Source organism: Streptomyces meridianus, from assembly GCF_023703325.1.
Classification (GTDB): Bacteria; Actinomycetota; Actinomycetes; order Streptomycetales; family Streptomycetaceae; genus Streptomyces; species Streptomyces meridianus.
In genome coordinates, this window is record NZ_JAMQGM010000001.1 from 241,956 (window position 1) to 265,244 (window position 23,289).

Sequence of the window (23,289 nt, forward strand, 5' to 3'; positions counted from 1 at the left end):
CGCCGGAACGGTCATGGGGGTCGCGCCCGTCACCGGGCCCGGCCCGGCCACCACGAGAGATCCGGAGGGCCGGAACGCGACCACCAGCGGGTGGCGACGGCCTGCGACGGCGGCAGCGCCAGCAGCCGCCGGACCAGCCGGCTCTTGCCCATGCCCGCGGCCCCCTCGACCAGCAGCAGCACGGGCTCCCGGCTGTCCTCCGCCAGCGCCGATGCCCATCGCTGCTCCCACGCCCGTTCGCACACGAGAGGCCGCTCCCCCGTCGTCGTGACGTACTTCTCGCCGCTTCGAGCCGGCGGTGCGGTGGTCGGCCGTGACCGCCGGTGTGCCCCGCTGCCTGTCACGGAGTGTCGTGTACAGGCCAGAGGGCCCGGCAGGTACCGGCCGCACCCGCCGCCGTGCCCGCCAAGCGGCTCGCGGCGGCGGTTCCCGGGTGGTCGGCTGCAACAAAGTAAGATTCAATCTACGTAAGAATGAATCTACCTTCAGGGGCGTCCATGGAGTTCCGAGGCCGTACCGGAGACCTCGGCCTTCTGGCCGGGCAGTACCGCACGGTCGCGGACGGCACCGGATCCACCCGGGGCCGAGCCGTGATCATGACCGGCCGGCGGCGGGTCGGGAAGTCGCGACTGGTCCAGGAGTTCTGCGACCGGTCCGGCGCGCCGTACGTGGTCTTCCAGGCGACCCGGGGCCGCAGTCCGGTGACGGAGCGCGCCGACTTCGCGGCCACCCTCGCGCACTCGGCCCTGCCGGGGGCCGAGCTGGTCGCCGGGTTCCAGGCCCAGGACTGGAACCAGGCGCTGAGGGCCCTGGCTCTGGCCCTCCCGGACGACACCCCCAGCATCGCCGTGATCGACGAGGTTCCCTGGCTGGTCGAGCAGGACCGGGAGTTCGAGGGGGCGCTCCAGACCGTCTGGGACCGTCATCTGTCCGCGAAGCCGGTGCTCCTGCTGCTGGTCGGCAGTGATCTGTCGGTGATGGAGGCGTTGCAGTCGTACGGGCGCCCGTTCTTCGGCCGCGCGGCGACGATGACGGTCCAGCCGCTGAACCTTGCCGACGTCCAGGCGATGACGGAACTCGATGCCGCAGCCGCCGTCGACGCCCGGCTGATCACCGGGGGGTTCCCGGAGATCGTGCAGTCGTGGCAGCCCGGGACGACACGAACGGACTTCCTCGAGGCCGCGATGGCCACCCCGCTCTCCCCGCTGCTCGTCGCCGGTGAGCTGTCCCTGCTCGGTGAGTTCCCGGCAGCGGCGCACTCGCGAGCCGTGCTCGAAGCGGTCGGCGCCGGGGAGCGCACGTTCAGTGCGATCGCGGCCCGCGCCGGTGGCGCCGGTGCGCTGCCGTCCGGCACGCTCTCCCCGCTGCTGAGCACGTTGCAGGCCAAGCGCATCGTGGCCGTCGACCTGCCGCTGTCGGCCAAGCCGGACAGCAAGAACAAGCGCTACCGGATCGCCGACTCGTACCTGCGGTTCTGGCTGGCGTTCCTCCAGCGGGCGATCCCGCTCATCGAACGCGGCCGCGGTGACCTTGCCCTGGAACACATCGAACGGTCCTGGACCAGCTGGCGGGGCCGGGCGGTCGAGCCGCTGGTCCGCGATGCCCTGCTGCGGTTGCTGCCCGACGCGGACTGGCCGGAGACCGAGGCGGTCGGCGGCTGGTGGAACCGGCAGAACAACCCCGAGGTCGATCTGGTCGGCGCGGACCGCGAACCGGTGGCACGGAACGTGCACTTCGTCGGATCGGTCAAGTGGCTGGAGCACCAGCCGTTCGGTGAGCACGAGTACGAGGCCCTGGTGCGTGCCAAGCCCGCCGTCCCGGGCGCCGAACCCGGCACGCCGCTGGTGGCGGTGTCCCGGTGCGGAGTGGCCGACGGGCTGCCCCTGGCCGCGCACTGGGGACCGGAGGACCTCGTACGCGCCTGGCAGCCGCGGTAGTCCGGGGTGACCCCCGTTGAGGGAGCCCGCTCCTTCTGGCCGTGTGGTGGTACGGCCGTCGCGAATGACCGCTGCATTCTCCGCGCTGATCAATTCGCGTGCACCGGAGGATGGGACACCGCATACTCGGGCCGGAGCTGCACCAGGGCAGCAATGGGGGTGTGAACGTTGAAACTTGCCGAGGCGCTGGCCGAACGGGCCGACGCGACACGGCGCGTGGAGCAGCTGCGCTCCCGCATCGTGAGCAACGCCCGCTATCAGGAGGGTGAGACGCCCGCCGAGGACGCCGCACGGCTGCTGGTCGAGGCGGGGGAGGCGCTCGACGCCCTGCAGATCCTGATCCGGCGGATCAACCGGACCAACGCGGCTGTGGTGATGGGGGAGCACGGCACGATCACCGACGCACTGGCGCGGCGCGACGTGCTGCGGCTGCGCCACGCCGTCGTCACCGCCGCGGCCGACGCTGCTGCCGGCAGCGACCAGCGCGGTTACTCACGGCAGCTGCGGTCCGAACTGATGATGCTTCCCGCGCTGCCCGTTGCGGAGCTCCGGGCGCAGGCAGACGTGCTGGCGCGGGAGCTCCGTGAGCTCGACACGCGGATCCAGCGGACGAACTGGGAGGCCGACCTCCTGGACTGAGCGGGACCCGAGGATGTGGAGCAGGTAGCCGTCACGGAAGCGTGCACACACCGCGGGCCGGCGGTTCATCCGGCCCTCTCCTGGCGCGCGAAGAGCAGCGCGGGGGTTCGATTCCCCTGAACACAGAGCAGCTCAGCACCGCGCACAGGTGACCGTGCACAGCACACAGCACATCACCACGTGCAGATCCGGAACGGTGAGGGCGGGTTCGGGGCATCCACATCACGGTCGGCGGGACACCACTTCAGGACGGCAATCATGCCGCGGGGGGACGGGAAGGCCCGGAGACGTTCTGCTGTTCACCCCTCCGACCGTGATTCCGGACCATGAGCCACCCGAGCCTCGATCTCATCGGCTGTCAGCACGAGCGCGAAGCCCTTGCGCAGGACGGCGAGTTCCGGCTCCTGCCTGGACTCGTCGTCCGTGGCCGTGACGTCTGATCCGAAGACGACCTTGTAGCCGCGTTCGTACGCCTGTCGGGCCGTTGTGCCGCAGCAGTAGTTGGTGAGTGTTCCGGTGACCACAACCGTGTCGCAGCCGAGGTTGCGCAGCACCGTGTCGAGCGGGGTGTCGTAGAAGGCGCCGTAGGAGGGTTTACGGATGAGGACCTCGTCCTTGCGGTAGCCCATCGGTTCCCAGACCCCGGCAGGGCTCGGCCGGTGCCAGTCCGTCGCGACGTGCGGGAGGCAGGACAGGGTGCGCGGCCGGTCGAGCCCCAGATGCGTGTCGTCGAAGACGCTCCAGATCACCGGAAGTTCGGCGGCCCGGCACGCTGCGATCAGCCGGCGCAGCCTGGGCGCCATTCTTGTGGCCGCCGGCACCCAGTAGGGGCTCCAACCGGGCCGGGCGAACTCGTCCTGCATGTCGATCACGAGCAGCGCCGTCCGCTCGGGGCGCAGGTCGAACGAGGCCAGACCGTGTTCGTATGCGTCGCGCGCCCGTGCGGTCACCCATGTTTCGGTGTATGTCACGTGTCATCCCCACCCTGATACATCGAATCGAGGTACCTCGATTCGATGTGCGAGAGTAGCAGCATGCTGGAACTTGCGATCCTGGGTTTCCTTGCCGAGGGGCCATTGCACGGGTACCAATTGCGCCGCCGGATCGCGCAACTCTCGGGCCACTCCCGCCCGGTGAGTGACGGCAGCCTCTATCCGGCGATCAACCGCCTGGTCAGGGCCGGTTGGCTGGACCGGACGGCGGAGCCCGGCGCCTCGGCCGCCCAGCGCCACACCCTGAGGCTGACGCCGGCCGGCCGCGCCGAGTTGCTGCGCCGGCTCCGCGAGCCCGAAGATCTGGACATCACTGACAGCAGCCGCTTCTTCACGGTCCTGGCCTTTCTCTCCCAACTGCCCGACGCGGGCGAGCGGCACCGGGTGTTGCGCCGGCGGCTGGAGTTCCTGGAACAGCCGGCGAGCTTCTTCCTCGAGGGGGAGAAGCCGCTGAGTGCCGAGGAGGTTCACGACCCGTACCGTCGCGGCATGCTCCTCGTCGCCCGAGCCACCAGCCGTGCGGAACGGTCCTGGCTGCGGTCGGAACTCGCGTGATCTGCGTTCGGGCACCGGGGGCCGTGGTTGTCCCGCAATTGCGCCGTGGGCCCCCAGTGCCGGTGGGGCGCCGACCCTGGCTGTGCCCGCCGTGGCCGCGAGCTTCTCCGGGTGCATCTCCCGGCCAGCAAGAAGACCCGCCCCGAGGACGGTCCGTCGGTGGTGCTGTCCGTGTGCCCCCGGCAGGGACCCGAACTTGCGGCCCGCGCTTGCCCGGCCCGGTAAGGTGGTGATCTTCGGGCGGTGGAAGCTGTTCCGGAGTCCTCGAAGGCCCGGCATCCACCATGCATCTCACCGACGATCCCTCCGGCCGCCGGCTCGGCGCCGCCCTGGCCGGCCTCTTCGTGACCTTCCACGGCATGACGGCACATCCGGACGAGCGCAACTGCGAGTGCCACTGGGGAAGCCCGGACGAGCTCTCCCTGCTGAAGACGCCGAACGTCGGGCTGGATCCGGATCTCCTGCGCCGGACCTGGCAGGCCGTCGACTGGCTCGACCACGCGGCCGTACTGCGCCGCATCCTGCCCCAGTTCGCCGCCGACCTGGTCGCCGGTCGCGTCGAACCCCTCTTCGGGCTGGAGGAGGCAGGGGATTCCTTCGCCCGTGGACGCTGGCAGCAGTGGCCCGACGATCAGGCTGGTGCGGTGCGCGAGTTTCTCCACGCGTGGTGGGTGCAGAGCCTCACCGATCCGGAGGCGGTCGTCCCGGCGCACCAGGTCCTGGCGATGTGCGCCGAAGAGTCCGGCACGCTCGGTCCCTGGCTCGCCGACTGGGACGAGCGGACCGGGTGCCTCAGCGATCGGCGCCTCGTCGAAGCGGCGCAGGAGTGGGAGTGCGAGCTGCTGGGCGACAGGCTGCCGTGGTACGTCAACTGGTACGAGCACGACGAGGACGAGATGCGCGCCGAGTTGGTGGCCTGGCTCCTCGGTCCCGCCGGACGCCGGCTCCGCAACGCCGGCGCCTTGCAAGATCTGCAGCACCGAATACGACTGCTCGGACTCTCCGGTGAGGAACGCTGGGCGGATCCGCACTGGCCCGGCCATCGCTACTGACGGCCTGCGGGCGCGACGGCGGTGGGGATAGCCTCCGGCCATGCCGAGCTTCGAGATCACGCCGATCGGTACGGTCCGGAACGACCGGACGGACGTCCAGCACACGGACAACTGGGGTGCCGTCCGCAGCACGATCACCGTCGACGAGCGCTTCGGGGAGGCGTGCCTCCAGGGTCTGGAGGGCTTCTCCCACGTGGAAGTCCTGTTCGTCTTCGACCGGTTCCCGGAACTCGACGACCACCGCGAACCCCGCCCCTACCGCGGCCGTTCCGACCTCCCGCCCGTCGGTGTCTTCGCCGGTCGCGGCCCCCGCAGGCCGAACCGCATCGGGTCGACGTGCTGCGCCGTCGAATCCGTCCGCGGCCGCGAACTGACGGTGGTGGGCCTCGACGCGGTCTCGGGCACGCCGGTCATCGACCTGAAGCCGGCCATGGCGGAGTTCTGCCCGGTGAACGTCGAGCAGCCGGAATGGGTCAGCCGCCTGATGTCGGAGTACTTCAAGCCGTGAGCGGTTTCCGGGGGCGAATTCCCCGGAATCACCTCGGCAAGGGGATTGTCGCGGCAAGTGTCGTTCCTGATGGTGCCGCGGTGGAGGGGCTTGCGGTTTCCGTGGCGGACGAGCCGGGCGACGGCCCGTTCGGCCGGTGGTCTCCACCGGCCGAACGGGAGCTGGCTTGCCTCGTGTCGTCGTCCCGGCCCATGGGGGCAGGACGACGGCACGGTCGCAGCCTCTCAGTCGAGGCAGAACTCGTTGCCCTCGATGTCCTGCATCACGATGCACGACTCGTTGTCGTCATCGGCCGGCAGCGTTCGCACGTGAACGGCGCCGAGCGCGACCAGTCGCGCGCATTCCGCCTCGAGCGTGGCGAGGCGCTCCGCACCCACGAGTCCGGTGCCGGCCCGCACGTCGAGATGAACCCGGTTCTTGGCGACCTTGCCTTCGGGGACGCGCTGGAAGTACAGCCGCGGGCCCACCCCTGAGGGATCACTGCAGGCGGCCCACGAATTCTGCTGCTCGGGTGGCTGTGAGCGATCGAAGTCCTCCCAGGTGGCGAACCCCTGCGGCGGCGGTGCGACATACCCCAACACCTCGCACCAGAAACGAGCGAGGCGCTCGGGTTCGGCGCAGTCGAAGGTGACCTGGAACTTCCTGATCGGCATCCGGTCACCGTATCGGTGTGCTGCTCACCAAGACCCCGGAACGTCGAGGGCGGGGCCTATCGGCGGCCGTGACAGCGGCGATCATGCTCACGATCACGACGGTGTGCCACGGGATGCTGCCTGGCGCTCCATCGTTCGGCCTGCGCTCGGAATGCCGTGGATGAGGCGACCCGCGCGCGAGAGGGAGCCTGCGCGTACTCGCCCCGTACGGACGGGGGCGCAGTCCCGAGCCGAGAGGGTCCGGCGCTCGCCTGCAGCCCGGGAAGGCCGCTCCGAACAGCAGAAAGGCCCCGCCGAAGCGGGGCCGATGAGAGGTGCCCCCGGCAGGACTCGAACCTGCGGCCAAGCGCTTAGAAGGCGCCTGCTCTATCCACTGAGCTACGGGGGCCGGATGGTGGCCGCGGCCTGTCCCGGTCCCGGAGGGCCTCGGCCCGCCCCTTGGGCCGCGCGGTGGCGGCGCCGGGGCGGCGGTTCCGTGGCCTTGCCGGGGACAAGGATAGGACGCTGGACGCCTCGTCCCGGATGCTTCACCTCCGTGACACCTTGTGGATTTTCAGTGAAGCGGTCCCGATAATCGCAGGCGCGTATGAATTTTGCACGCCCTTTGGCGTCCGGTGTTGCCGGTGTTGTGGACTCGTTATGCCCGGACGTGCGATCGGCCCCCTCCGGTTCCTCCGGTCGGGCGGCGCGCAGAGATGCGCATACGCTTCAAAACGCCACCAAAATTGGGCATTCTTCGCATGTGGCGACCTTGGAAGTACGGCCCCAACTGCTCGACGCACTGTCCGCTCTGCGCGACCGTGTCGCCGCCGCACGCTTTCCGCTGGCCCTGCCGGGAGCCCAGAGAGCGCGCCGCAATCGTGCCGAGCTCCTGGCCCAGCTCGACGACTACCTCCTGCCGCGGCTGAGAGCCCCCGAAGCGCCGCTCCTCGCCGTCGTCGGCGGTTCGACCGGCTCCGGGAAGTCCACGCTCGTCAACTCCCTGGTGGGCGCCCCGGTCAGCGCCGCCGGTGTGCTGCGGCCGACGACCCGCACGCCCGTCCTCGTCTGTCACCCGGACGACCAGCACTGGTTCGCCGGCCGGCGCGTTCTGCCCGACCTCACCCGGGTCTGGACGCCGCCCCGCGCAGCCCCCGGCGACCCGCTGCCGGGATCCCGCGACGAGGGCTACGGATGCGCCGCCGAGCGCCCCGAGGAGGGGCCGCCCGAACTCCGCCTGGAGACGTCCCGGAACCTGCCCCCGGGTCTGGCTCTGCTGGACGCGCCCGACATCGACTCGCTCGTCATCCGAAACCGCGACCTCGCGGCCGAGCTGATCTCCGCCGCCGACGTCTGGGTGCTGGTGACCACGGCGGCCCGTTACGCCGACGCCGTTCCGTGGAACCTGCTGCGGACGGCGAAGGAGTACGACGTCAGCCTCGTCGCGGTCCTCGACCGGGTCCCGCACCAGGTCGCCGAGGACGTCTCCCGACAGTACGGCGCGCTCCTCGACCGGGCGGGCCTCGGCCACGTCCCCCGCTTCACGATCCCCGAGCTGCCCGAGTCGGCGGGCGGCGGCAACGGTCTGCTGCCGTCCACCGCGATCGCCGGACTGCGCGGCTGGCTCGTCCAGCACGCGGTGGACCCGGTGGCCCGCGCAGCCGTCGTCAGCCGTACGGCCGACGGGGTCATCGCGTCGCTGGGCGCACGCATGCCCGACCTGGCGGGCGCCTCGGCCGCCCAGTACGCGGCAGCGGTCCGCATGGCCCAGGTCGTCGAGGACGCCTACGCCGACGCCGCCGAACGGGTGCGCCGTGAGGTGACGGACGGAGCCGTGCTCGCCGGTGACGCGCTCACGCGCTGGCAGAACCACCCGCTGGTCAGCAGCCCCGGCGAGCTCCTCGACGCTCTCGTCGAGAGCCTCACCGCTCTGGTGAACTGCGTCGTGTCCGACGCCGACGAACAGACGGCCCGCGCATGGCGCCGCGACCGGGCATCCCGTTCCGCCTTCGAGACCCGCGCCGCGGCGGACACCGGTGACGCCGTCGGCCGGATCGGAGCCGCCGTCCGGCGCTGGCGGCGCTGTATCGAAGAGCTGGCGGACGAGGGGGTGCGCGACGCCGAACGGGCCGGCGCCGACACCGACCGGGTCGCCGCACACATCGCGGTCTCCGTGCTCGGCGGTCGCGAGGCGTCCGCAGCGGGGGAGTGGCTCGCGGAATCGCTCGGCGCGATGAGCGCCGTACGACTCCTCGAACGCGGTGGCCAGTTGCTCACCCAGGCCGTTAACCGCGTTGTCGAGATCGAGCGCGGCGGGCGCCTGGAAGCACTCGACGTGCTCGACGTGACCCCGCAGCACCAGGTGGAACTGATCGCTGCTCTGTCCGCACTCAAGAAGGAGCGTTGAGCCCATGACGGCCCAGACCCACCCGGACGAGCAGGAGTTGCCGCACGGCCGGTCCGGGGCCGCCGGGAAGGCCGAAGCGGCGCCGGTTCCTTCGTCCGGCGCGGGTGACGGCGCGGACGGCCCGGACCCCGGCGACGTCTCCGCCCCCGGGGGCACCGCGGAGCGCGCGGCACCGGGCGTCGCGCTCGACGAAGCCGACCCGAGGGCCTGGGACGACGGTCTCATCGCCCGCCGTGCCCAGGACCCGGCCGGGCCCCGTACGGGCGGCCACCGCCCGCCCCTCCCGGGCCTCCGGGAGTCCGGATCGGCAACGATCCCGGCGCCGTCCCGCGGCGCAGGCCGTGGGCACCCCGAGCCGTTCGCGCCCGGCTCCGTGCGCCGGGGCTTCAGCCGGCCGCTGCGGGTCCGCCTGGACGCGCTGCGGGAACTGGTCGGCCTGTCGCGCGCCCGCCTCGACGGCCGCACATTGTTCGAGGCCGGACGCGTCCTCGAGGAGGCGACCGCGCGCAATCGGCTCTCCCTCGACCACACGGTCGTCGCCATCGCCGGAGCGACGGGCAGCGGAAAGTCGTCCGTCTTCAACGCCCTGGCCGCAGGCCCGGTTTCCGAGGCGGGTGTGCGCCGCCCCACGACCTCGGAGACGGTCGCCTGCGTGTGGTCGGACGGGGCCGATGGCCTGCTCGACCGGCTGGGCGTTCCACCACGGCTGCGCCGCCGCCCGCAACGTCTCCACGACCCGGTGCTGCGGGGTCTCGTCCTCCTGGACCTGCCCGACCACGATTCGGCCATGCCCGGGCACCGCGAGCAGGTGGACCGCCTGCTCGGGCTCGTGGACGCGGTCGTGTGGATCGTCGACCCCGAGAAGTACGCGGACGCGGTACTGCACGAGCGCTATCTGCGCCCGCTCGCCGGATACGCGGAGGTGAGCGTCGTCGTCCTCAACCAGGTGGACCGGCTCCCCGGCGAGGCGTCCGTGCAGGTCCTCGACGACCTGCGGCGGCTGCTCGACGAGGACGGCGTGGCCCTCGGCGAGCACGGTGAGGCGGGCGCGGCGGTTCTGGCCGTCTCCGCGCTGACGGGCGAGGGGATCGGCGAACTCAGGAGCCAGCTGGGTGCGTTCGTCGCCGAACGGGGCGCTCCCGAGCGACGGTTGGCGGCGGATGTCACGGGTGCGGCGGACCGCCTGCGGGCCGTCTGCCTCGCCGACGGCCGCACCGGGCTGACCGAGGCCGCGCGCGAGGAGTACGAGTCCCGGCTCGCCGACGCCGTCGGGGCGCGGGCGGCCGGTCAGGCAGCCGAACGCGAATGGATGCGGCAGGCGGGTCTGGTGTGCGGCGCGCCCTGGCGGCAGGCTCGCAGGCTGCCGGTGTGGCGGGCCGGCCGGAGGAATCCGGAGAAGGACGGGCCCGGTGGCCCGGGCATCCGGGGCGTCCTCGCGGTACGGCCGGCCGGGACTCTCGGCGATCCGGCCTCGGCGGCCCGGAGCGCCGCTCCTGCGGTACCGGGCCCGGAGGGCCGCGCCGGCGGTCCCGGGCCGGCGACCGGACGTCACGCGACGGGTGGGCCGGCGGCCGGGGCGCCGAGGGCGTCCCGGGCGATGGTGGAACAGGCGGTGCGGGTGGTCTCCGGGCAGGCGGCAGCGGGGCTGCCCGAGGCCTGGTCCCTGGCGGTCCGTGATGCTGCGACGAGAGGCGCGCGGGAGCTGCCGCGTGCTCTCGACGATGCCGCGGCGGCGGTCTCCTCGGTGTGCTCGGCGGCGTCCCCGGTGGGGCGCGGCCTGTTCCGTCCGGGATGGTGGTCGGTCGTGGCCGTGGTGCAGTGGCTGCTTCTGCTGCTCCAGGTCGTGGGGGCCGGGTGGGCGGTGTCCGCTCTGCTGGGCGCCGTCGGGGGCCCCTGGACGACGGCCGCCCTGGTGACGGCCGGAAGCGTGGTGGGCGGACCGCTGCTGGCCTGGGTGTGCCGTGCGGTGGCCCGTGGCCCGGCCCGGCGCTACGGCCAGGAGGTGGAGAGGCGGCTGAGCGAGGCGGCGGCAGCCTGCGGGCGCTCGCGGGTGCTGGAGCCGATCGCGGCCGAACTGCTGCGGTACCAGGAGGTGCGTGACCAGTACCTGGTTGCGTCCGGCGGCATCGGCGCAGGAGGGGCCTGAGGCGTCGCCGGGCGGTGTCCGCTGCGCGTCCGGACCGGTCGAACCCCCGCCGGGGTGGCCGAGTTGTCCACACCCGGCACGCTGTCCACAGCCCCCGGCGGCGATCGCCGCCTTCCTGCAGCATGGATGCAGCCGGGCGGCAGTCGGCCGTCCGGCACGGTGACGGACGGGGGCCGGCTCATGAACGAGACCTTGGTGACGGTGGTGGGGAACGCCGCGACTGATGTGGTGTGCAGGGGCGGCGCCGCGGGCGGTCCGGTTGCGCGGTTCCGTCTGGCGGCGGCGAGCCGGCACTGGGACCGGGCACGGGAGACCTGGGTGGACGGGCCCACCAGCTTCTACACGGTGTGGGCCCGCCGATCGCTCGCGGCAAATCTCGCGGAATCGGTGAGGACGGGCGAACCGCTCGTCGTCCGGGGGAGATTGCGCATTCGGGACGAGGAATACCAGGGGCAGCGCCGGACCTCGGCCGATATCGACGCGACGGCAGTGGGGCACGACCTGTCCCGGGGGACGAGCGCATTCCGGAGGGTTTCCCCGGCGAAGCCGGGGCTGCCGGGCCGGCAGCCCGCCGCCGATGGGCCCGCTGGCGTGGTGCGTCGTGATGACCAACTCGTGGACTCAAAAGCTCCGTTGGAGCCCTGAGGTCCGGCGTGGAGGTGGCGGAACGGCAGAGCCTGCGGGTGGGCACGTCGCGAACCGATCGTCCGCTTATGGCCGCCTTCGAGAGCAATGGGATTGCCGATATGTCGATAATGGCGCGCGCGAAACGATCCAGCGGATAACGATTCGGATTCGGATGGTGCGTCAGGTGTGATTATTTGGCCGGGTGTTGCGCTTCCTCCCTAGGATCCTGACCAACTCACGGGGGCAAGTTGAGTTTTCCATGCGAGGCGACCCCTCTTCACGCCTCGCTCCGAGGGGAATACCACATGATTTCTGTCCGTAGGCGGGGCGTGTCCCGCCTTGCCGCCGCGATCGTGGCCTCCGGCCTGATCGCAGCAGGCGCCATAGCGACCGCCGGCCCGGCCGCGGCCGACGAGCCGGTCGCGGGTCACAGCGGCGCCAAGGCCGTTCTGAGCGGCCTCAAGACCTACGACGGCGCGGTCATCCACGACCGCGGCCGGGACATGAAGGTCAGCGCCGGCCTGTTCGAGATGAACGTCGACAACGGCGGCACCATCCAGACCTACTGCATCGACATTCACAACCCGACGCAGAAGGAGGCGCAGTACGAGGAGAAGTCCTGGGCCGAGTCCTCGCTCGCCCGGAACGGTGACGCGGGCAAGATCCGCTGGATCCTGCAGCACTCCTACCCGCAGGTCAACGATCTGGACGCGCTGGCCGGCACGGCCAAGACGGGCACGTTGACCGCGAAGACCGCCGCGGCCGGCACCCAGGTCGCCATCTGGCGTCTGTCGGACAAGGCGAACGTCGAGGCCGTCGACCCGCAGGCCGAGAAGCTCGCCGACTGGCTGGAGAAGAGCGCGCAGAACGTGGCCGAGCCCGCGGCGTCGCTCACCCTCGAGAACCCCGCCGTCTCCGGCAAGTCGGGGGACCGCCTCGGTCCCGTCACCGTCCGCACCAACGCCGCCAGTGCCACGGTCGCCCCGGCGGTCGGCAACATCGCCTCCGGCGTGAAGATCGTCGACAAGAACGGTCAGGCGGTCACGTCCGCCGCCAACGGCGCCCAGCTCTTCTTCGACGTTCCGGCGGGCACCCCCGACGGATCGAGCGCCGTCACCGTCACGGCCTCCACCAAGGTCGAGGTCGGCCGCGCGTTCGTCAGCCGCACCAAGAGCCAGACCCAGATCCTGGCCGGCTCCAGTGTCAGCACCGTCACCGCCACGGCCACCGCGAACTGGGCCAAGAAGGGCGCCGTCCCGGCCCTCTCCGCCGAGAAGGACTGCGTCAAGGGCGGCCTCGCCATCACCGCGTCCAACCAGGGCGACGAGGCGTTCGGTTTCGAGCTCGCCGGTGTGAAGCACACCATCGAGGCGGGCAAGTCCGAGACGGTCACCATCCCGGTGAAGGAGGACCAGTCCTACAACTTCACCATCACCGGTCCGAACGGCTTCGAGAAGACCTTCTCGGGCGTTCTGGACTGCAAGACCGCCGGCCCCGCCGTGCCGTCCTCCGCGCCGAGCCCGGCCGGTGACGCCGGCGACCTCGCCGAGACCGGCGCCAACAGCGCCACCCCGACGATCGCGGGCGTCGCCATCGCCCTCGTCGTCCTCGGCGGCGCCACCGTGTTCTTCCTTCGCCGGAAGAACAACTCGGCCGGCAACTGATCCGGACCGCTGACACGGTTCACCCTCCGTCGGGCTGAACACGACACAGGGTGGTGAAGGGCCGGGATCCATCGGGATCCCGGCCCTTCGCGCATGCCCCGGAGGCGGCCGCCGCACGGCCCGCGGCGGGCCGGGCCACCGGCGGGTTTCCGCCGGGCGCAGGGCGTACGGCAAGATGGGTGTATCTGCCCTCCCGCGGGCGGAGCCGCACATTGGCCCTTCACGACTGCCGGACGGTTTCTCTTGGCTGAGTTCATCTACACCATGCGCAAGGCCCGCAAGGCCCACGGCGACAAGGTGATCCTCGACGACGTCACGCTGAGCTTCCTGCCCGGCGCGAAGATCGGTGTCGTCGGTCCGAACGGCGCCGGAAAGTCGACTGTCCTGAAGATCATGGCCGGGCTGGAGCAGCCCTCCAACGGGGACGCCTTCCTCTCCCCGGGCTACACGGTCGGCATGCTCCTGCAGGAGCCGCCGCTGGACGAGTCGAAGACCGTTCTCGAGAACGTCCAGGACGGCGCGGCCGACACCATGGCCAAGCTCAAGCGCTTCAACGAGGTCGCCGAGCTGATGGCGACCGACTACTCGGACGCGCTGCTCGAGGAGATGGGCAAGCTCCAGGAGGATCTGGACCACGCCAACGCCTGGGACCTCGACACCCAGCTCGAACAGGCCATGGACGCTCTCGGCTGCCCCCCCGGCGACTGGCCGGTCACCAACCTCTCCGGTGGTGAGCGCCGCCGCGTCGCGCTCTGCAAGCTGCTGCTCGAAGCCCCCGACCTGCTGCTCCTCGACGAGCCCACCAACCACCTGGACGCCGAGTCCGTGCAGTGGCTGGAGCAGCACCTCGCCAAGTACACCGGCACCGTCGTCGCCGTCACCCACGACAGGTACTTCCTCGACAACGTCGCCGAGTGGATCCTCGAGCTCGACCGCGGCCGTGCCCACCCCTACGAGGGCAACTACTCCACGTACCTCGACAAGAAGGCCACCCGCCTCAAGGTCGAGGGCCAGAAGGACGCCAAGCGCGCCAAGCGCCTCAAGGAAGAACTGGAGTGGGTCCGCTCCAACGCCAAGGGCCGCCAGGCCAAGTCCAAGTCCCGTCTGACCCGTTACGAGGAGATGGCGGCCGAGGCGGAGAAGACCCGGAAGCTGGACTTCGAGGAGATCCAGATCCCGCCGGGCCCGCGCCTGGGCAACGTCGTCGTCGAGGTGGAGAACCTCAACAAGGCGTTCGGCGACAAGGTCCTGATCGACGACCTGTCGTTCACCCTGCCGCGCAACGGCATCGTCGGCGTCATCGGCCCCAACGGTGCCGGCAAGACGACCCTGTTCAAGATGATCCAGGGCTTCGAGGCCCCGGACTCCGGCAAGATCAAGGTCGGCGAGACCGTCAAGATCTCCTACGTCGACCAGGGCCGCTCCAACATCGACCCGAAGAAGACGCTGTGGGCCGTCGTCTCCGACGAGCTGGACTACATCAACGTCGGCCAGGTCGAGATGCCGTCCCGCGCCTACGTCTCGGCGTTCGGCTTCAAGGGCCCGGACCAGCAGAAGCCGGCCGGCGTCCTGTCCGGCGGTGAGCGCAACCGCCTCAACCTGGCGCTCACCCTCAAGCAGGGTGGCAACCTGCTGCTTCTCGACGAGCCGACCAACGACCTCGACGTCGAGACGCTGTCCTCGCTCGAGAACGCGCTGCTGGAGTTCCCCGGCTGCGCCGTGGTCGTCTCCCACGACCGCTGGTTCCTCGACCGCGTCGCCACCCACATCCTCGCCTACGAGGGCGAGTCCAAGTGGTTCTGGTTCGAGGGCAACTTCGAGTCCTACGAGAAGAACAAGATCGAGCGGCTCGGCCCCGACGCCGCCCGCCCGCACCGTGCCACCTACAAGAAGCTGACGCGGGGCTGAGCGTGCGCCACGTCTACTCCTGTCCCCTGCGCTGGTCGGACATGGACGCCTTCGGGCACGTGAACAATGTGGTCTTCCTCCGCTACCTGGAGGAGGCCCGCATCGACTTCATGTTCCGGCTGGCGCCGGGGGAGGGCAGCACGTCCTTCACCGGCGGGTCCGTCGTGGCCCGCCACGAGATCGACTATCTGCGCCCGCTGGTCCACCGGCACGAGCCGGTGACCGTCGAGACCTGGGTGACCAGGATCAACGCGGCATCGCTCACCGTCGCCTACGAGGTCAAGGACACCGAGCAGGTGTACGTCCGGGCGAGCACCGTCGTGGTCCCGTTCAACCTCGCCGAGGGCCGGCCGCGCAGGATCACGGCCGAGGAGCGCTCGTTCCTCGAGGCATACACCGACGGAGCGGACGACGCCGACAGCCCGGAGGGCGTGGCCGCATGACGGCGCTGCGCCTCGCCGACGCGGGGGAGGCGGCCGATCTCGCCGCCTTCCTCGCCCGGTTGATCCACTACGACCGTCGCGCCGCCGTTCGGATCCAGGCCGGCGGCGGGGTGCTCGCCGTGTTCGGGCAGCCGGCCGCCTTCGAGGTGCTGGCCGTACGAACCGCCCGGCTCGCCGCGGAGCCCGACGGCCCGCAGGACGCGACGGTGTCGGCGGGCCGGCTCGCCGACGCGCTCGACGCAGCCGCGGGAGACACCGGTTGCCCGGCCGAGGGGGACGTCGCCGATCCGGGGCCCGGCCTCGCCGTCGAGGTCCCCGAATCCGTGACCGGCCCGGCGTGGGCCGGTCTGCTGCCGCCCCGGGGCGGCTGGCAGCGGCTCGACGGGATCCCCGGCACCACCGCGCTGCGCAGCGCCGTCGCCGCGGCGGTTTCCGAGTTCCGCGAGCGCACCGAGAACGTCCCGGAGGAACGCAGAACGCGAGCCGAACTGGACGTCATCGGCCGGGACATCTGGTCCCGGACCCTCGGCGGAAGTGAACTGCCGCTGCGGGCCGTCCATGCGGCGCACGCCCTGGGGTTCCTCCGGCCCGTGCGGCAGGAGGCGCCGGCCGGCCGCTCCGGGGGCGGGGCGGCCGTACTGGAGGACGACGCGCCTCCCGTGCTCCTGGCCTCCGGTCCGTGGCTGCGCCTGCGCACCCCGTACGGCTCGGTGGCAGTGCGCCGGCCGGGCAGCGGTTCCGGCCTGACGGTCAGCCCGGTCTGACGTCGCCGGAGGCCGACCCGGCCCGGGCGGGCACCTGCCGCTGCCCCGGCTCAGTCAGCGCTGTTGACCATGCTGGCGGCCGCATAGGTCAGATAGTCCCAGAGCTCCCTCTCGTGCTCCGGGCCCAGCTCCAGCTCGTCGACGGCGTCCCGCATGTGGCGCAGCCACGCGTCGTGGGCCGCCCGGTTCACGGTGAAGGGCGCGTGCCGCATGCGCAGCCGCGGGTGCCCCCGGTTGTCGCTGTAGGTGCGGGGACCGCCCCAGTACTGCATCAGGAACAGCACGAGCCGCTCCTCGGCCGGGCCCAGATCCTCTTCCGGGTACATCGGCCGCAGCAGCGGGTCCTCGGCAACCCCCTGGTAGAAGCGGTGCACCAGCTTGCGGAAGGTCGGCTCTCCGCCGACCTGCTCGTAGAACGTCTGCTGCTGCAGTGCGCCGCGCCGAATCTCAGTCACACCCCCATGCTGCCAGACGGGCGACGGCGGCAGTCCCGGCAGCGGACACCGGGGCCCGCTCTCCGTCTGCGCGTACCGAGCGGGGCCCTGCCGTCGGGGGCGCCGGCGCGGGCGCCCCCGGGTGCCGGTGCCCTACCCGCGCCGGACGGTGATCGTGGTCCAGGCGCCGACGTGCACCCGGTCGCCGTCCCGCAGTGGGATCTCGACGAACGGCGGGACGGGTTCCTCCGCCAGGTTGAGCGTGGTCCCGTTCGTCGAGTCCTTGTCCATGACGGCCCAGGTGCCGTCCGGCCGGGCGACCAGGACCGCGTGCTGGTGCGAGACCCCCGGGTCCTCGGGTGGCAGCGACAGGTCGATGTCCGGCGACTCCCCGGTGCTGTTCCGGTGCCGGCCGATGCTGATCTGCTGCCCGGACAGCGGAAGCTGCTGCTCCGGGGAGGCGGCGGGCATGCTCAGCGCCGATGCCTCGGGTCCGCTGCGCCGCATCATCACGGTGAAGTACTCGGGGTCCGTCGAGATGACCGCGGTCCAGCTCCCTGACGGCGCGCCCTGCTCGGCCCCGCCCGGCGGCTGCTGCCCCTGCGGAGCCTGCGCCGTGAACCTGCCGTCCGCGCCGGGACCGCCCGGTACGGGCCCGGGCTGCGGCTGCTGCCCCGGCTGCCACTCGCCGCCCTGGCCGAACGGCGGCTGCGGGGGCCGGCCGGGCATCGGCGGCTGCTGGTACGGCGGCATGCCCGGGGGCTGCTGCGCGCCGCCGGGCGGTTGCGGCTGCTGCCCCGGCGGCGGTTGCGGGGGCTGCGGCGTTCCCGGGGGCTGCTGGTGGAGACCCTGGGGCGGAACCGGTTGCGGCGTGTACACCGGAGCCTCGGCGTCGCGCCGCGCAGGGTTCGGGTCGAACCCCGGCGCGGCGGACGGCGGTTGCTGCTGTTGCCGGAAACCCGGAGGCAGCAGCGGAACGCCGCCCGCGGGCGGCGGCGGCATGTAGCCGCCCGGCGCCTGCTGCGGCGCGAAGCCGTGGCGGCATTGACCGCAGAACGCCGCACCCGGCGCGCGAGGAGTCCCGCACTGCGGGCAGAACTCCCCGGTGGCCCCGGGGCCGGGGCCGTACGCGGGCGGCTGAGGCGGCTGCGGCGGCTGCGGATATCCGTAGCCGCCGGGCGCCCCCGGCGGTGGGCTGCCCTGCCCGCCGGGACTCATCCCTGCGGTGCCGGCGGCACCGGTGATGCGCAGTCCGCAGACGTCGCACCAGTCGCCCGAACCCAACTGGTGACCGTTCGGACAGGTCGACATGTCGGTGCTCCCCTTTCACCCGGCCCTCGCGGACCGTCCGTCGTCATGTCTCGACGCGGACCGTTCTCGTGGAGCGCGTCTGGAGGGCCGCTTCGTCAGCTTGTGCGAGCCTCGTTCGACCTCGCACAGTACCGCTCCCCGGCACGACGCGGTCCGGCGCCGTCGCGGTTCCGCGGCGCCGCACACACGGCAGGACCGGGTCCCACCGCCCCCGGTCAGGCGCCGGGCCGTGCGGCCCCGGGCGGGACGACGAACGGCAACACCGCGACGGTCACGTTGTCGTGGCCGCCCGCGTCGAGGGCCAGCCCGACCAGGGCCCGGCAGCAGTGGAGCGGCCGGGTGCGGGCGTCGGCGGGCACGGCGAGCGCCAACTCGGCTGCGGACTCCGTGTAGTTCCACAGACCGTCGGTGCACACCACGAGCACCCCGGGCCCGTCCGGCTCGTACGAGGCCGTGTGCGGCTCGAGTTCGTACGCGTCGGCACCGAGCCACCCGGTGATGGCGTGCGCCCGCGGGTCCGCGTACGCCTGGTCCCGCGGCATCAGTCCGGCAGCCACCATCCGGGCGGCCCAGGAGTCGTCCTCGGTCAGCCGGGCGGGCGGTGCGGTGCGGTCGTCCGGCACCCAGTAGGCCCGGCTGTCGCCGACCCAGCCGACGGTGAGGATGCCGGAGGCGATCACGGTGGCCACGACGGTGCACGCCGGGGCGTTGCCCGAGCGCGACGGTTCGGTTCCCTCCCCGGCCGGCTCGTCGGCGAGTGCCGTCACCGCGGTGCCCGCCCGCAGGATCGCCTCGTGCACCGCCCGCTGCGGATGGACACCGGCCGGCAGCGCCTCGCGCAGCGCCTCGCCGGCGGTGCGCGAGGCGGTCGCGGACGCCTCGTCGGGGCGGGTCGCCGAGGAGACCCCGTCACAGACGATCGCGACGACCGCCGGTGTCCCGTCCGGCAGTTCCGCCACCGACACGTCGAACGCGTCCTCGTTGCGGTGGTGGCGCAGCCCGCGGTCGCTCACCGCGGCGGCGCCGTCGACCTCGCGCTCCATGTGGTCGCGCTCGCGCGGCTGGGCGTGCCCGCAGTTCTCGCAGCAACCGTCCGCGCCGACCGTCCCGGTGCGGCACGCCACACACAGCGCCACGTCGGCGATGTCCCCGCCGCCGGAAGGGTCGGGCGGTGCGTCCGAGACGCTCGGGACTCCGAACGGGCCGGCGACCCGGGGGTCGGGGGTGCCGGGGTCCGGGCAGGCGGTCGCGCCCGGCAGAGGATCCCGTCCGGCGTCCGGCGCACCGGACCGGGCAGTCTGCTCCCCGGGGCCGGACGGTGTCTCGGCGGGGACGGTCACGGGCGCACCGCACGCCTCGCAGAAGAGGTCCCCCGCCTCCAGTGGCTCGTCGCACCTCGGACAGGCGGACGGTCGGGGCTGTTGCGGCATCTTTCACATCCACGTTCTGGGGCGGCAGCGGTTGGCCCGCTCCACCAGGTCGATCCTCTCCTCGCCGCGCTGCGCAAGCCGGGCGAGTGCCCGGTACGAGCGCTCCAGGCCGAGGCGCAGGCCCCGCTCGTCCGGACGACTGCCGAGCAGCGAGGCTCCCACGCCCGGCCGGTTCCCGTCCCCGGCGCCGGATATGCCGTGCACGGCCCGGCGGGCTTCCCCGGTCTGCACACCGGCCAGCGCGGCGCTCAGGACCTCGACGGTCAGCTGCTCCCGGCGCACCGCGTCCAGCCCGAGATCCCGCAGCCGCTCCACCTGCCAGGCGGCGGCGACGAGGTCGTCGGGTCCGGCGGGAGCCCCGCCGTCACCTGTCAGCCGGGCCCGGACGGTGGCCATCCGGGCCGCCGTCGAGTGCACCGACGCCTCGGGGACGGACTCCAGCGCGAGCACCGCACCCGTCCGGTCCCCGACGGCCAGCCGGACCCGGGCGAGACCGAACGCGGCGCTCACGAAACCGGGATCAGTGGTCCACACCGAACGGTAGTACTCGGCGGCGTTGTCCGCCTGCCCCAGCAGTTCGGCGCACACGGCCAGGGCCAGCTTCGGCGCCGTCTCGCCGGGAAACGCGTCGTAAACGGCGTCGAACGCCCACGCCGCGCCTTCCGCGTCGCCGGCCGCGAGTGCGACGACGCCCCGGTACCAGACCACCCGCCAGTCACCGTCGTTCGTGGCCTCGGCGGCCTTCAGCGCCCCGGCCGCGGCCTGCGGGTCGCCGGTCTCCAGCAGGGCACGCGCCTCCCGCAGCCGGCGTTCGGCGGAGTCGGCGGGAGCCGATGCCAGAGCCGTGAGCATGCCCCGCGGGGCCGGCGCAGCGAGCCCGGCGAGAAAGCCGGCGCACGGATCGTCCGGGTCGGGGTGCGGCACCGGCAGGGCGAGGGCGGTCGCGGCCACCGGGGCCAGGGCGGCCCGGACGGGACCGGCGTCCGGCCGCCACCCGGCGGGGCCGGGGAAGGGGTCGGCCGCCGGACAGCCGAGTTCGGGCCCGAAGAGGGCGGACAGCGCAGGCCGCGGCTGCCCGGTGCGCAGGGCCACCACTTCGCGCAGCACCCCGGTCAGCTGCTCGGCCATCTCTCCGGCGGAGGCGAAGCGTCGGGTGGGGTCGGGGTCGGTGGCACGCACCAGGAACCGGTAGAGGGACTCGTACTCGTTGAAGACGTCGATGTGCTCCGGTGGCGGCAGGCTGTCCGCGTAGACGGTCGTGAACCCCTGGAAGTCGAACACGAGGACCGCGATGGTGCGGGCCACGGTGTAGAGGTCCGAGGCCACCGAGGGCCCGAGGACGGCGACTTCGGGCGCCTGGTAGCCGGCCGTGCCGTGGACCGGGCCGCCGGTGTCGTCGATGCGCCGGACGGCACCCATGTCGATCAGTTTGAGCCGGTCCTGCTGCTGGATCGCGTTGTCCGGCTTGAAGTCGCAGTAGAGCAGGTTGCGACTGTGCAGATGTCCGAGGGCCTCCAGCGCCTCGAGGCCGTACGCGCAGGCCTGTTCCACCGGCAGCGGGGCGCGCCGGCCCCGGTCGGCCGTCGTCCGCTCGTTGGCGATCTCCCGGAGGGACCTGCCGCCGATGTACTCCATCACGATGTAGCCGTCGAGGCTGCCGGTACGCGGGTCGGGGTGTTCCACGAAGTTGTGGATGCGGACGATGTTGGGATGCTCGATCTCGGCGAGGTGGCGCAACACCGGGACGGCCACCGCCAGTGCGTCGTCGTCGGCGGTTCCCGGCAGGCCCTTGAGCACCACCCAGCGGTCGGAGACGGCGTGGTCCACGGCCAGATGGATCCAGCCCTGGCCGCCGTGCGCGAGGCAGCCCACGACCTCGTACTGCTCGTGGACCAGATCGCCGGCGTGCAGTTTCGGCACGAAGGAGTACGGGTGCCCGCACCGGGTGCAGAATCCTTCGGTGCGGCCCGGACGGCCGCCCCGCGAACGCCCCACCCGCGCACCGCAGTCGGCGCGCCCGCAGAACCGCCGGTGCTCCGGGACACGAGGGTCGGCCGACACGGCCGTACGAGGATCGGCCTGCGGCACCTCGGGGACGGTGACCAGCCCCGCGCCCAGCCGGCCGCGGCCCGGGGCCCAGCCGGACGACGTCGCGGGGCGCACCCGAACGGACCGCACGGGGGACTCGCTGCGCGGCATCCTGCCCGGCACCGACCGGCGCGAGCCGAGGGTGCGGGAGGTCCCGACGAAGGAGCCGTCCGGCGGCAGGCGGGGGTCGGGAACGGTGCGTCCGCCGGCCCGTGGCGCGGCGGACGCGGTGACGCCGGTGGGCGCCGGGCCCAGGAAGCCGTCCGTGGAGAGGGCGCCACCGGGGACCGCAGGCGCGCAGTCGGCGCAGTCCGGGTCGTTGCCGGCGGTGGCGCGGGCGCCGTCGCAACCGGGCCGCCCGCAGGAGCTCGTCATGCCTGCGACCCGCCTTCCGCGGGCATGCCGCCCGCAGCGCCCTCCGGGGACGCGGCGCCGCCCGGTGCGCCTGCCTGCCGCGGAACCACCGACTCCGCGGCCGCCCGCTGGTAGCGCAGCACGGCCCGCTCGGCGGCGCGCAGGTCGCAGGGGGCGCTCCACAGCAGCCGGCGGGCGGTGTCGTAGCGGTCGGCCAGCAGGGGGTCGCCGTCCACACCGTGCCGGGCCACCTTCGCCCGGCAGGCGTCGAGCCTGCCGCGCAGCTCGGCCCGGAGCGCGAGCGGCGCGGTGACCGCGGTCAACGACTCGCGGGCCCGGTGCAGTTCGTCCTCCGCCCGCTCCTCCAGCCGGTCCAGCAGCGGGGCGAGCCGGTGCCACTGGGCGCGCCTGCGGTAGTCGGCCGCCGCTGCGACCTGCTCGCTCAGCGCGACGGGCGGGCCGCTGACGACGGGGACCTCCGAGGCCGCGATCTTCGCCAGGACCTCGCCCCGCGCCTGCCGTGCCTCGGCGAAGGTGCGCTCGGCCCGGTAGAGGAGGTCGCGCAGCTGGGACAGCCGCTGCTCGGCGTCCTGGCGCACGTCCAGAACCGCCTCGATCTCGCGGCGGACGTCCTCCAGGGCCAGGGCCGCCCGGTCGTAGCGGACCGTGTCGGGGCGTCCGCCCCCGGGGGCCGAACTCCCGCTCGCCGGAACCCAGAACGCGAGCGGGTCGGACACGACCTCGTCCCGGAGAGCGGTGAGTTCCCGGGCGATGCGCGCGAGGTCGTCGCCCGCCGGATGCTCGCCGGGCCGGACCCCGACGGAGTGTGCGAGAGCGTGGGTGCGGCGCAGTTCCGCGGCGAGCAGGTCGATCCGCGCGGGCAGCGCGGACCAGACGGTCTCGGCCGCCGCGACGACGTCCAGGGCGCGCGCGTACCAGGAGTTGATCCGTTCGACGACCTCGCGCAGCGTCAACTGCTCGGTGGCGGGCCCGGACGCGGGCCCACCGGCGGTGTCCCCGTCCGGAGCGGCGGTGCCGTCGGCCTCGTCGTCCGGGACGGTCACGGTCACGCACGGGCCGTGCAACAACTCCCGCAGCTCGGCGGACTCCCCGGCCGTCGGCCAGCGCCGTCGTCCGCGCACCTCCCGGACCCGGGCCACGGCCTCGGTGTAGGCGTCGAAGTGAGCCCACAGCCGGACGACCGTCCGCTCCGTCCCCTGCCATCGGTGCGCCGTGGCGCCGCTCAGCCGGGCGCCCTCGAGCAGCCTCCGCCCCGCGTGGTCCTGGAGGGCGAGCAACGAGGTCTCCACGGCCTCGTGCTCGGCGCCCAGGCGGGCCACCGCCCGGTCCGTCTCCTCCCGCTCCGGCGCCGGACCGGTGGGTTCGGAGGCCTCCATT

20 protein-coding genes and 1 tRNA gene are annotated in these 23,289 nt (G+C 72.7%); 12 read left to right on the forward strand and 9 right to left on the reverse strand.

The genetic code is table 11. The annotated features are described in order from the left end of the window. Positions 1–29: 29 nt before the first annotated feature. Positions 30–245: an ATP-binding protein gene (locus M1E25_RS01040; protein WP_251407882.1), complete on the reverse strand. Its 216-nt coding sequence runs from the start codon at positions 243–245 to the stop codon at positions 30–32. A 252-nt stretch (positions 246–497) separates the two neighbouring features. Between M1E25_RS01040 and M1E25_RS01045 the strand changes: the two genes are divergently transcribed. Next, positions 498–1,937 carry an ATP-binding protein gene (locus M1E25_RS01045; RefSeq protein ID WP_251407885.1) on the forward strand — a complete coding sequence of 480 codons (1,440 nt, stop codon included), beginning with the start codon at positions 498–500 and terminating at the stop codon, positions 1,935–1,937. Positions 1,938–2,105: 168 nt separating this feature from the next. Beyond that, positions 2,106–2,576, forward strand: a complete 471-nt coding sequence (locus tag M1E25_RS01050; protein ID WP_251407888.1) for a DIP1984 family protein — start codon at positions 2,106–2,108, stop codon at positions 2,574–2,576. Between the two features lie 299 nt (positions 2,577–2,875). Here the strand turns inward: M1E25_RS01050 and M1E25_RS01055 are convergent, their stop codons facing one another. After that, a complete protein-coding gene (locus M1E25_RS01055; RefSeq protein ID WP_251407891.1) occupies positions 2,876–3,547 on the reverse strand; it encodes a cysteine hydrolase family protein in 672 nt (223 codons plus the stop codon). A gap of 63 nt (positions 3,548–3,610) precedes the next feature. Between M1E25_RS01055 and M1E25_RS01060 the strand changes: the two genes are divergently transcribed. The 3 genes from M1E25_RS01060 to M1E25_RS01070 all read left to right on the forward strand — a co-directional run bounded on the left by M1E25_RS01060 (position 3,611) and on the right by M1E25_RS01070 (position 5,683). After that, the gene (locus M1E25_RS01060) at positions 3,611–4,123 is read left to right on the forward strand and encodes a PadR family transcriptional regulator (RefSeq protein WP_251407894.1); all 513 of its coding nucleotides are present in this window, start codon (positions 3,611–3,613) and stop codon (positions 4,121–4,123) included. Positions 4,124–4,407: 284 nt separating this feature from the next. Then, positions 4,408–5,175, forward strand: a complete 768-nt coding sequence (locus M1E25_RS01065; protein WP_251407897.1) for a hypothetical protein — start codon at positions 4,408–4,410, stop codon at positions 5,173–5,175. A 40-nt stretch (positions 5,176–5,215) separates the two neighbouring features. After that, positions 5,216–5,683: an SAM-dependent methyltransferase gene (locus M1E25_RS01070; RefSeq protein WP_251407900.1), complete on the forward strand. Its 468-nt coding sequence runs from the start codon at positions 5,216–5,218 to the stop codon at positions 5,681–5,683. Positions 5,684–5,907: 224 nt separating this feature from the next. Here the strand turns inward: M1E25_RS01070 and M1E25_RS01075 are convergent, their stop codons facing one another. Continuing rightward, positions 5,908–6,336 (reverse strand): VOC family protein, encoded by a 429-nt coding sequence (locus M1E25_RS01075; protein ID WP_251407903.1) that lies wholly within the window; start codon positions 6,334–6,336, stop codon positions 5,908–5,910. Positions 6,337–6,651: 315 nt separating this feature from the next. Continuing rightward, positions 6,652–6,724, reverse strand: a tRNA-Arg gene (locus tag M1E25_RS01080). 363 nt (positions 6,725–7,087) lie between these two features. On the opposite strand from M1E25_RS01080, the gene M1E25_RS01085 reads away from it, so the two are divergent. The 7 genes from M1E25_RS01085 (at position 7,088) to M1E25_RS01115 (ending at position 16,274) form a co-directional block, all read left to right on the forward strand. Beyond that, complete coding sequence (locus M1E25_RS01085) at positions 7,088–8,722, forward strand: dynamin family protein (protein WP_251408255.1); 1,635 nt, start codon at positions 7,088–7,090, stop codon at positions 8,720–8,722. A 4-nt stretch (positions 8,723–8,726) separates the two neighbouring features. Further along, positions 8,727–10,868 carry an ATP-binding protein gene (locus M1E25_RS01090; protein WP_251407906.1) on the forward strand — a complete coding sequence of 714 codons (2,142 nt, stop codon included), beginning with the start codon at positions 8,727–8,729 and terminating at the stop codon, positions 10,866–10,868. Positions 10,869–11,048: 180 nt separating this feature from the next. Beyond that, positions 11,049–11,513 (forward strand): single-stranded DNA-binding protein, encoded by a 465-nt coding sequence (locus tag M1E25_RS01095; RefSeq protein WP_251407909.1) that lies wholly within the window; start codon positions 11,049–11,051, stop codon positions 11,511–11,513. Positions 11,514–11,800: 287 nt separating this feature from the next. Further along, the gene (locus M1E25_RS01100; RefSeq protein WP_251407912.1) at positions 11,801–13,159 is read left to right on the forward strand and encodes a Cys-Gln thioester bond-forming surface protein; all 1,359 of its coding nucleotides are present in this window, start codon (positions 11,801–11,803) and stop codon (positions 13,157–13,159) included. A 243-nt stretch (positions 13,160–13,402) separates the two neighbouring features. After that, positions 13,403–15,067 carry an energy-dependent translational throttle protein EttA gene (gene ettA, locus M1E25_RS01105; protein WP_251407915.1) on the forward strand — a complete coding sequence of 555 codons (1,665 nt, stop codon included), beginning with the start codon at positions 13,403–13,405 and terminating at the stop codon, positions 15,065–15,067. A 2-nt stretch (positions 15,068–15,069) separates the two neighbouring features. After that, on the forward strand, positions 15,070–15,510 hold the full coding sequence (locus tag M1E25_RS01110; protein WP_372500491.1) for an acyl-CoA thioesterase: 441 nt from the start codon (positions 15,070–15,072) through the stop codon (positions 15,508–15,510). Then, positions 15,507–16,274 (forward strand): DUF8185 domain-containing protein, encoded by a 768-nt coding sequence (locus M1E25_RS01115; protein ID WP_251407918.1) that lies wholly within the window; start codon positions 15,507–15,509, stop codon positions 16,272–16,274. The genes M1E25_RS01110 and M1E25_RS01115 overlap by 4 nt, the downstream gene beginning before the upstream one ends. A gap of 50 nt (positions 16,275–16,324) precedes the next feature. On the opposite strand, the gene M1E25_RS01120 is transcribed toward M1E25_RS01115, so the two are convergent. The 5 genes from M1E25_RS01120 to M1E25_RS01140 form a co-directional block, all read right to left on the reverse strand. Further along, a complete protein-coding gene (locus M1E25_RS01120) occupies positions 16,325–16,729 on the reverse strand; it encodes a globin (protein ID WP_251407921.1) in 405 nt (134 codons plus the stop codon). 132 nt (positions 16,730–16,861) lie between these two features. After that, complete coding sequence (locus M1E25_RS01125) at positions 16,862–18,019, reverse strand: FHA domain-containing protein (protein ID WP_251407924.1); 1,158 nt, start codon at positions 18,017–18,019, stop codon at positions 16,862–16,864. A gap of 215 nt (positions 18,020–18,234) precedes the next feature. Further along, positions 18,235–19,449: a PP2C family protein-serine/threonine phosphatase gene (locus tag M1E25_RS01130; RefSeq protein ID WP_251407927.1), complete on the reverse strand. Its 1,215-nt coding sequence runs from the start codon at positions 19,447–19,449 to the stop codon at positions 18,235–18,237. 3 nt (positions 19,450–19,452) lie between these two features. Then, positions 19,453–21,912, reverse strand: a complete 2,460-nt coding sequence (locus M1E25_RS01135; protein WP_251407930.1) for a serine/threonine-protein kinase — start codon at positions 21,910–21,912, stop codon at positions 19,453–19,455. Further along, positions 21,909–23,288 carry a hypothetical protein gene (locus M1E25_RS01140; protein ID WP_251407933.1) on the reverse strand — a complete coding sequence of 460 codons (1,380 nt, stop codon included), beginning with the start codon at positions 23,286–23,288 and terminating at the stop codon, positions 21,909–21,911. The genes M1E25_RS01135 and M1E25_RS01140 overlap by 4 nt, the downstream gene beginning before the upstream one ends. Position 23,289 lies beyond the last annotated feature (1 nt).

Coding starts and splice junctions, on each gene's coding strand:
- M1E25_RS01045 (WP_251407885.1), top strand. CDS start 498: ATGGAGTTCCGAGGCCGTACCGGAGACCTCGGCCTTCTGGCCGGGCAG.
- M1E25_RS01060 (WP_251407894.1), top strand. CDS start 3,611: ATGCTGGAACTTGCGATCCTGGGTTTCCTTGCCGAGGGGCCATTGCAC.
- M1E25_RS01065 (WP_251407897.1), top strand. CDS start 4,408: ATGCATCTCACCGACGATCCCTCCGGCCGCCGGCTCGGCGCCGCCCTG.
- M1E25_RS01070 (WP_251407900.1), top strand. CDS start 5,216: ATGCCGAGCTTCGAGATCACGCCGATCGGTACGGTCCGGAACGACCGG.
- M1E25_RS01075 (WP_251407903.1), bottom strand. CDS start 6,336: ATGCCGATCAGGAAGTTCCAGGTCACCTTCGACTGCGCCGAACCCGAG.
- M1E25_RS01090 (WP_251407906.1), top strand. CDS start 8,727: ATGACGGCCCAGACCCACCCGGACGAGCAGGAGTTGCCGCACGGCCGG.
- M1E25_RS01095 (WP_251407909.1), top strand. CDS start 11,049: ATGAACGAGACCTTGGTGACGGTGGTGGGGAACGCCGCGACTGATGTG.
- M1E25_RS01100 (WP_251407912.1), top strand. CDS start 11,801: ATGATTTCTGTCCGTAGGCGGGGCGTGTCCCGCCTTGCCGCCGCGATC.
- M1E25_RS01115 (WP_251407918.1), top strand. CDS start 15,507: ATGACGGCGCTGCGCCTCGCCGACGCGGGGGAGGCGGCCGATCTCGCC.
- M1E25_RS01125 (WP_251407924.1), bottom strand. CDS start 18,019: ATGTCGACCTGTCCGAACGGTCACCAGTTGGGTTCGGGCGACTGGTGC.
- M1E25_RS01130 (WP_251407927.1), bottom strand. CDS start 19,449: ATGCCGCAACAGCCCCGACCGTCCGCCTGTCCGAGGTGCGACGAGCCA.
- M1E25_RS01135 (WP_251407930.1), bottom strand. CDS start 21,912: ATGACGAGCTCCTGCGGGCGGCCCGGTTGCGACGGCGCCCGCGCCACC.
- M1E25_RS01140 (WP_251407933.1), bottom strand. CDS start 23,288: ATGGAGGCCTCCGAACCCACCGGTCCGGCGCCGGAGCGGGAGGAGACG.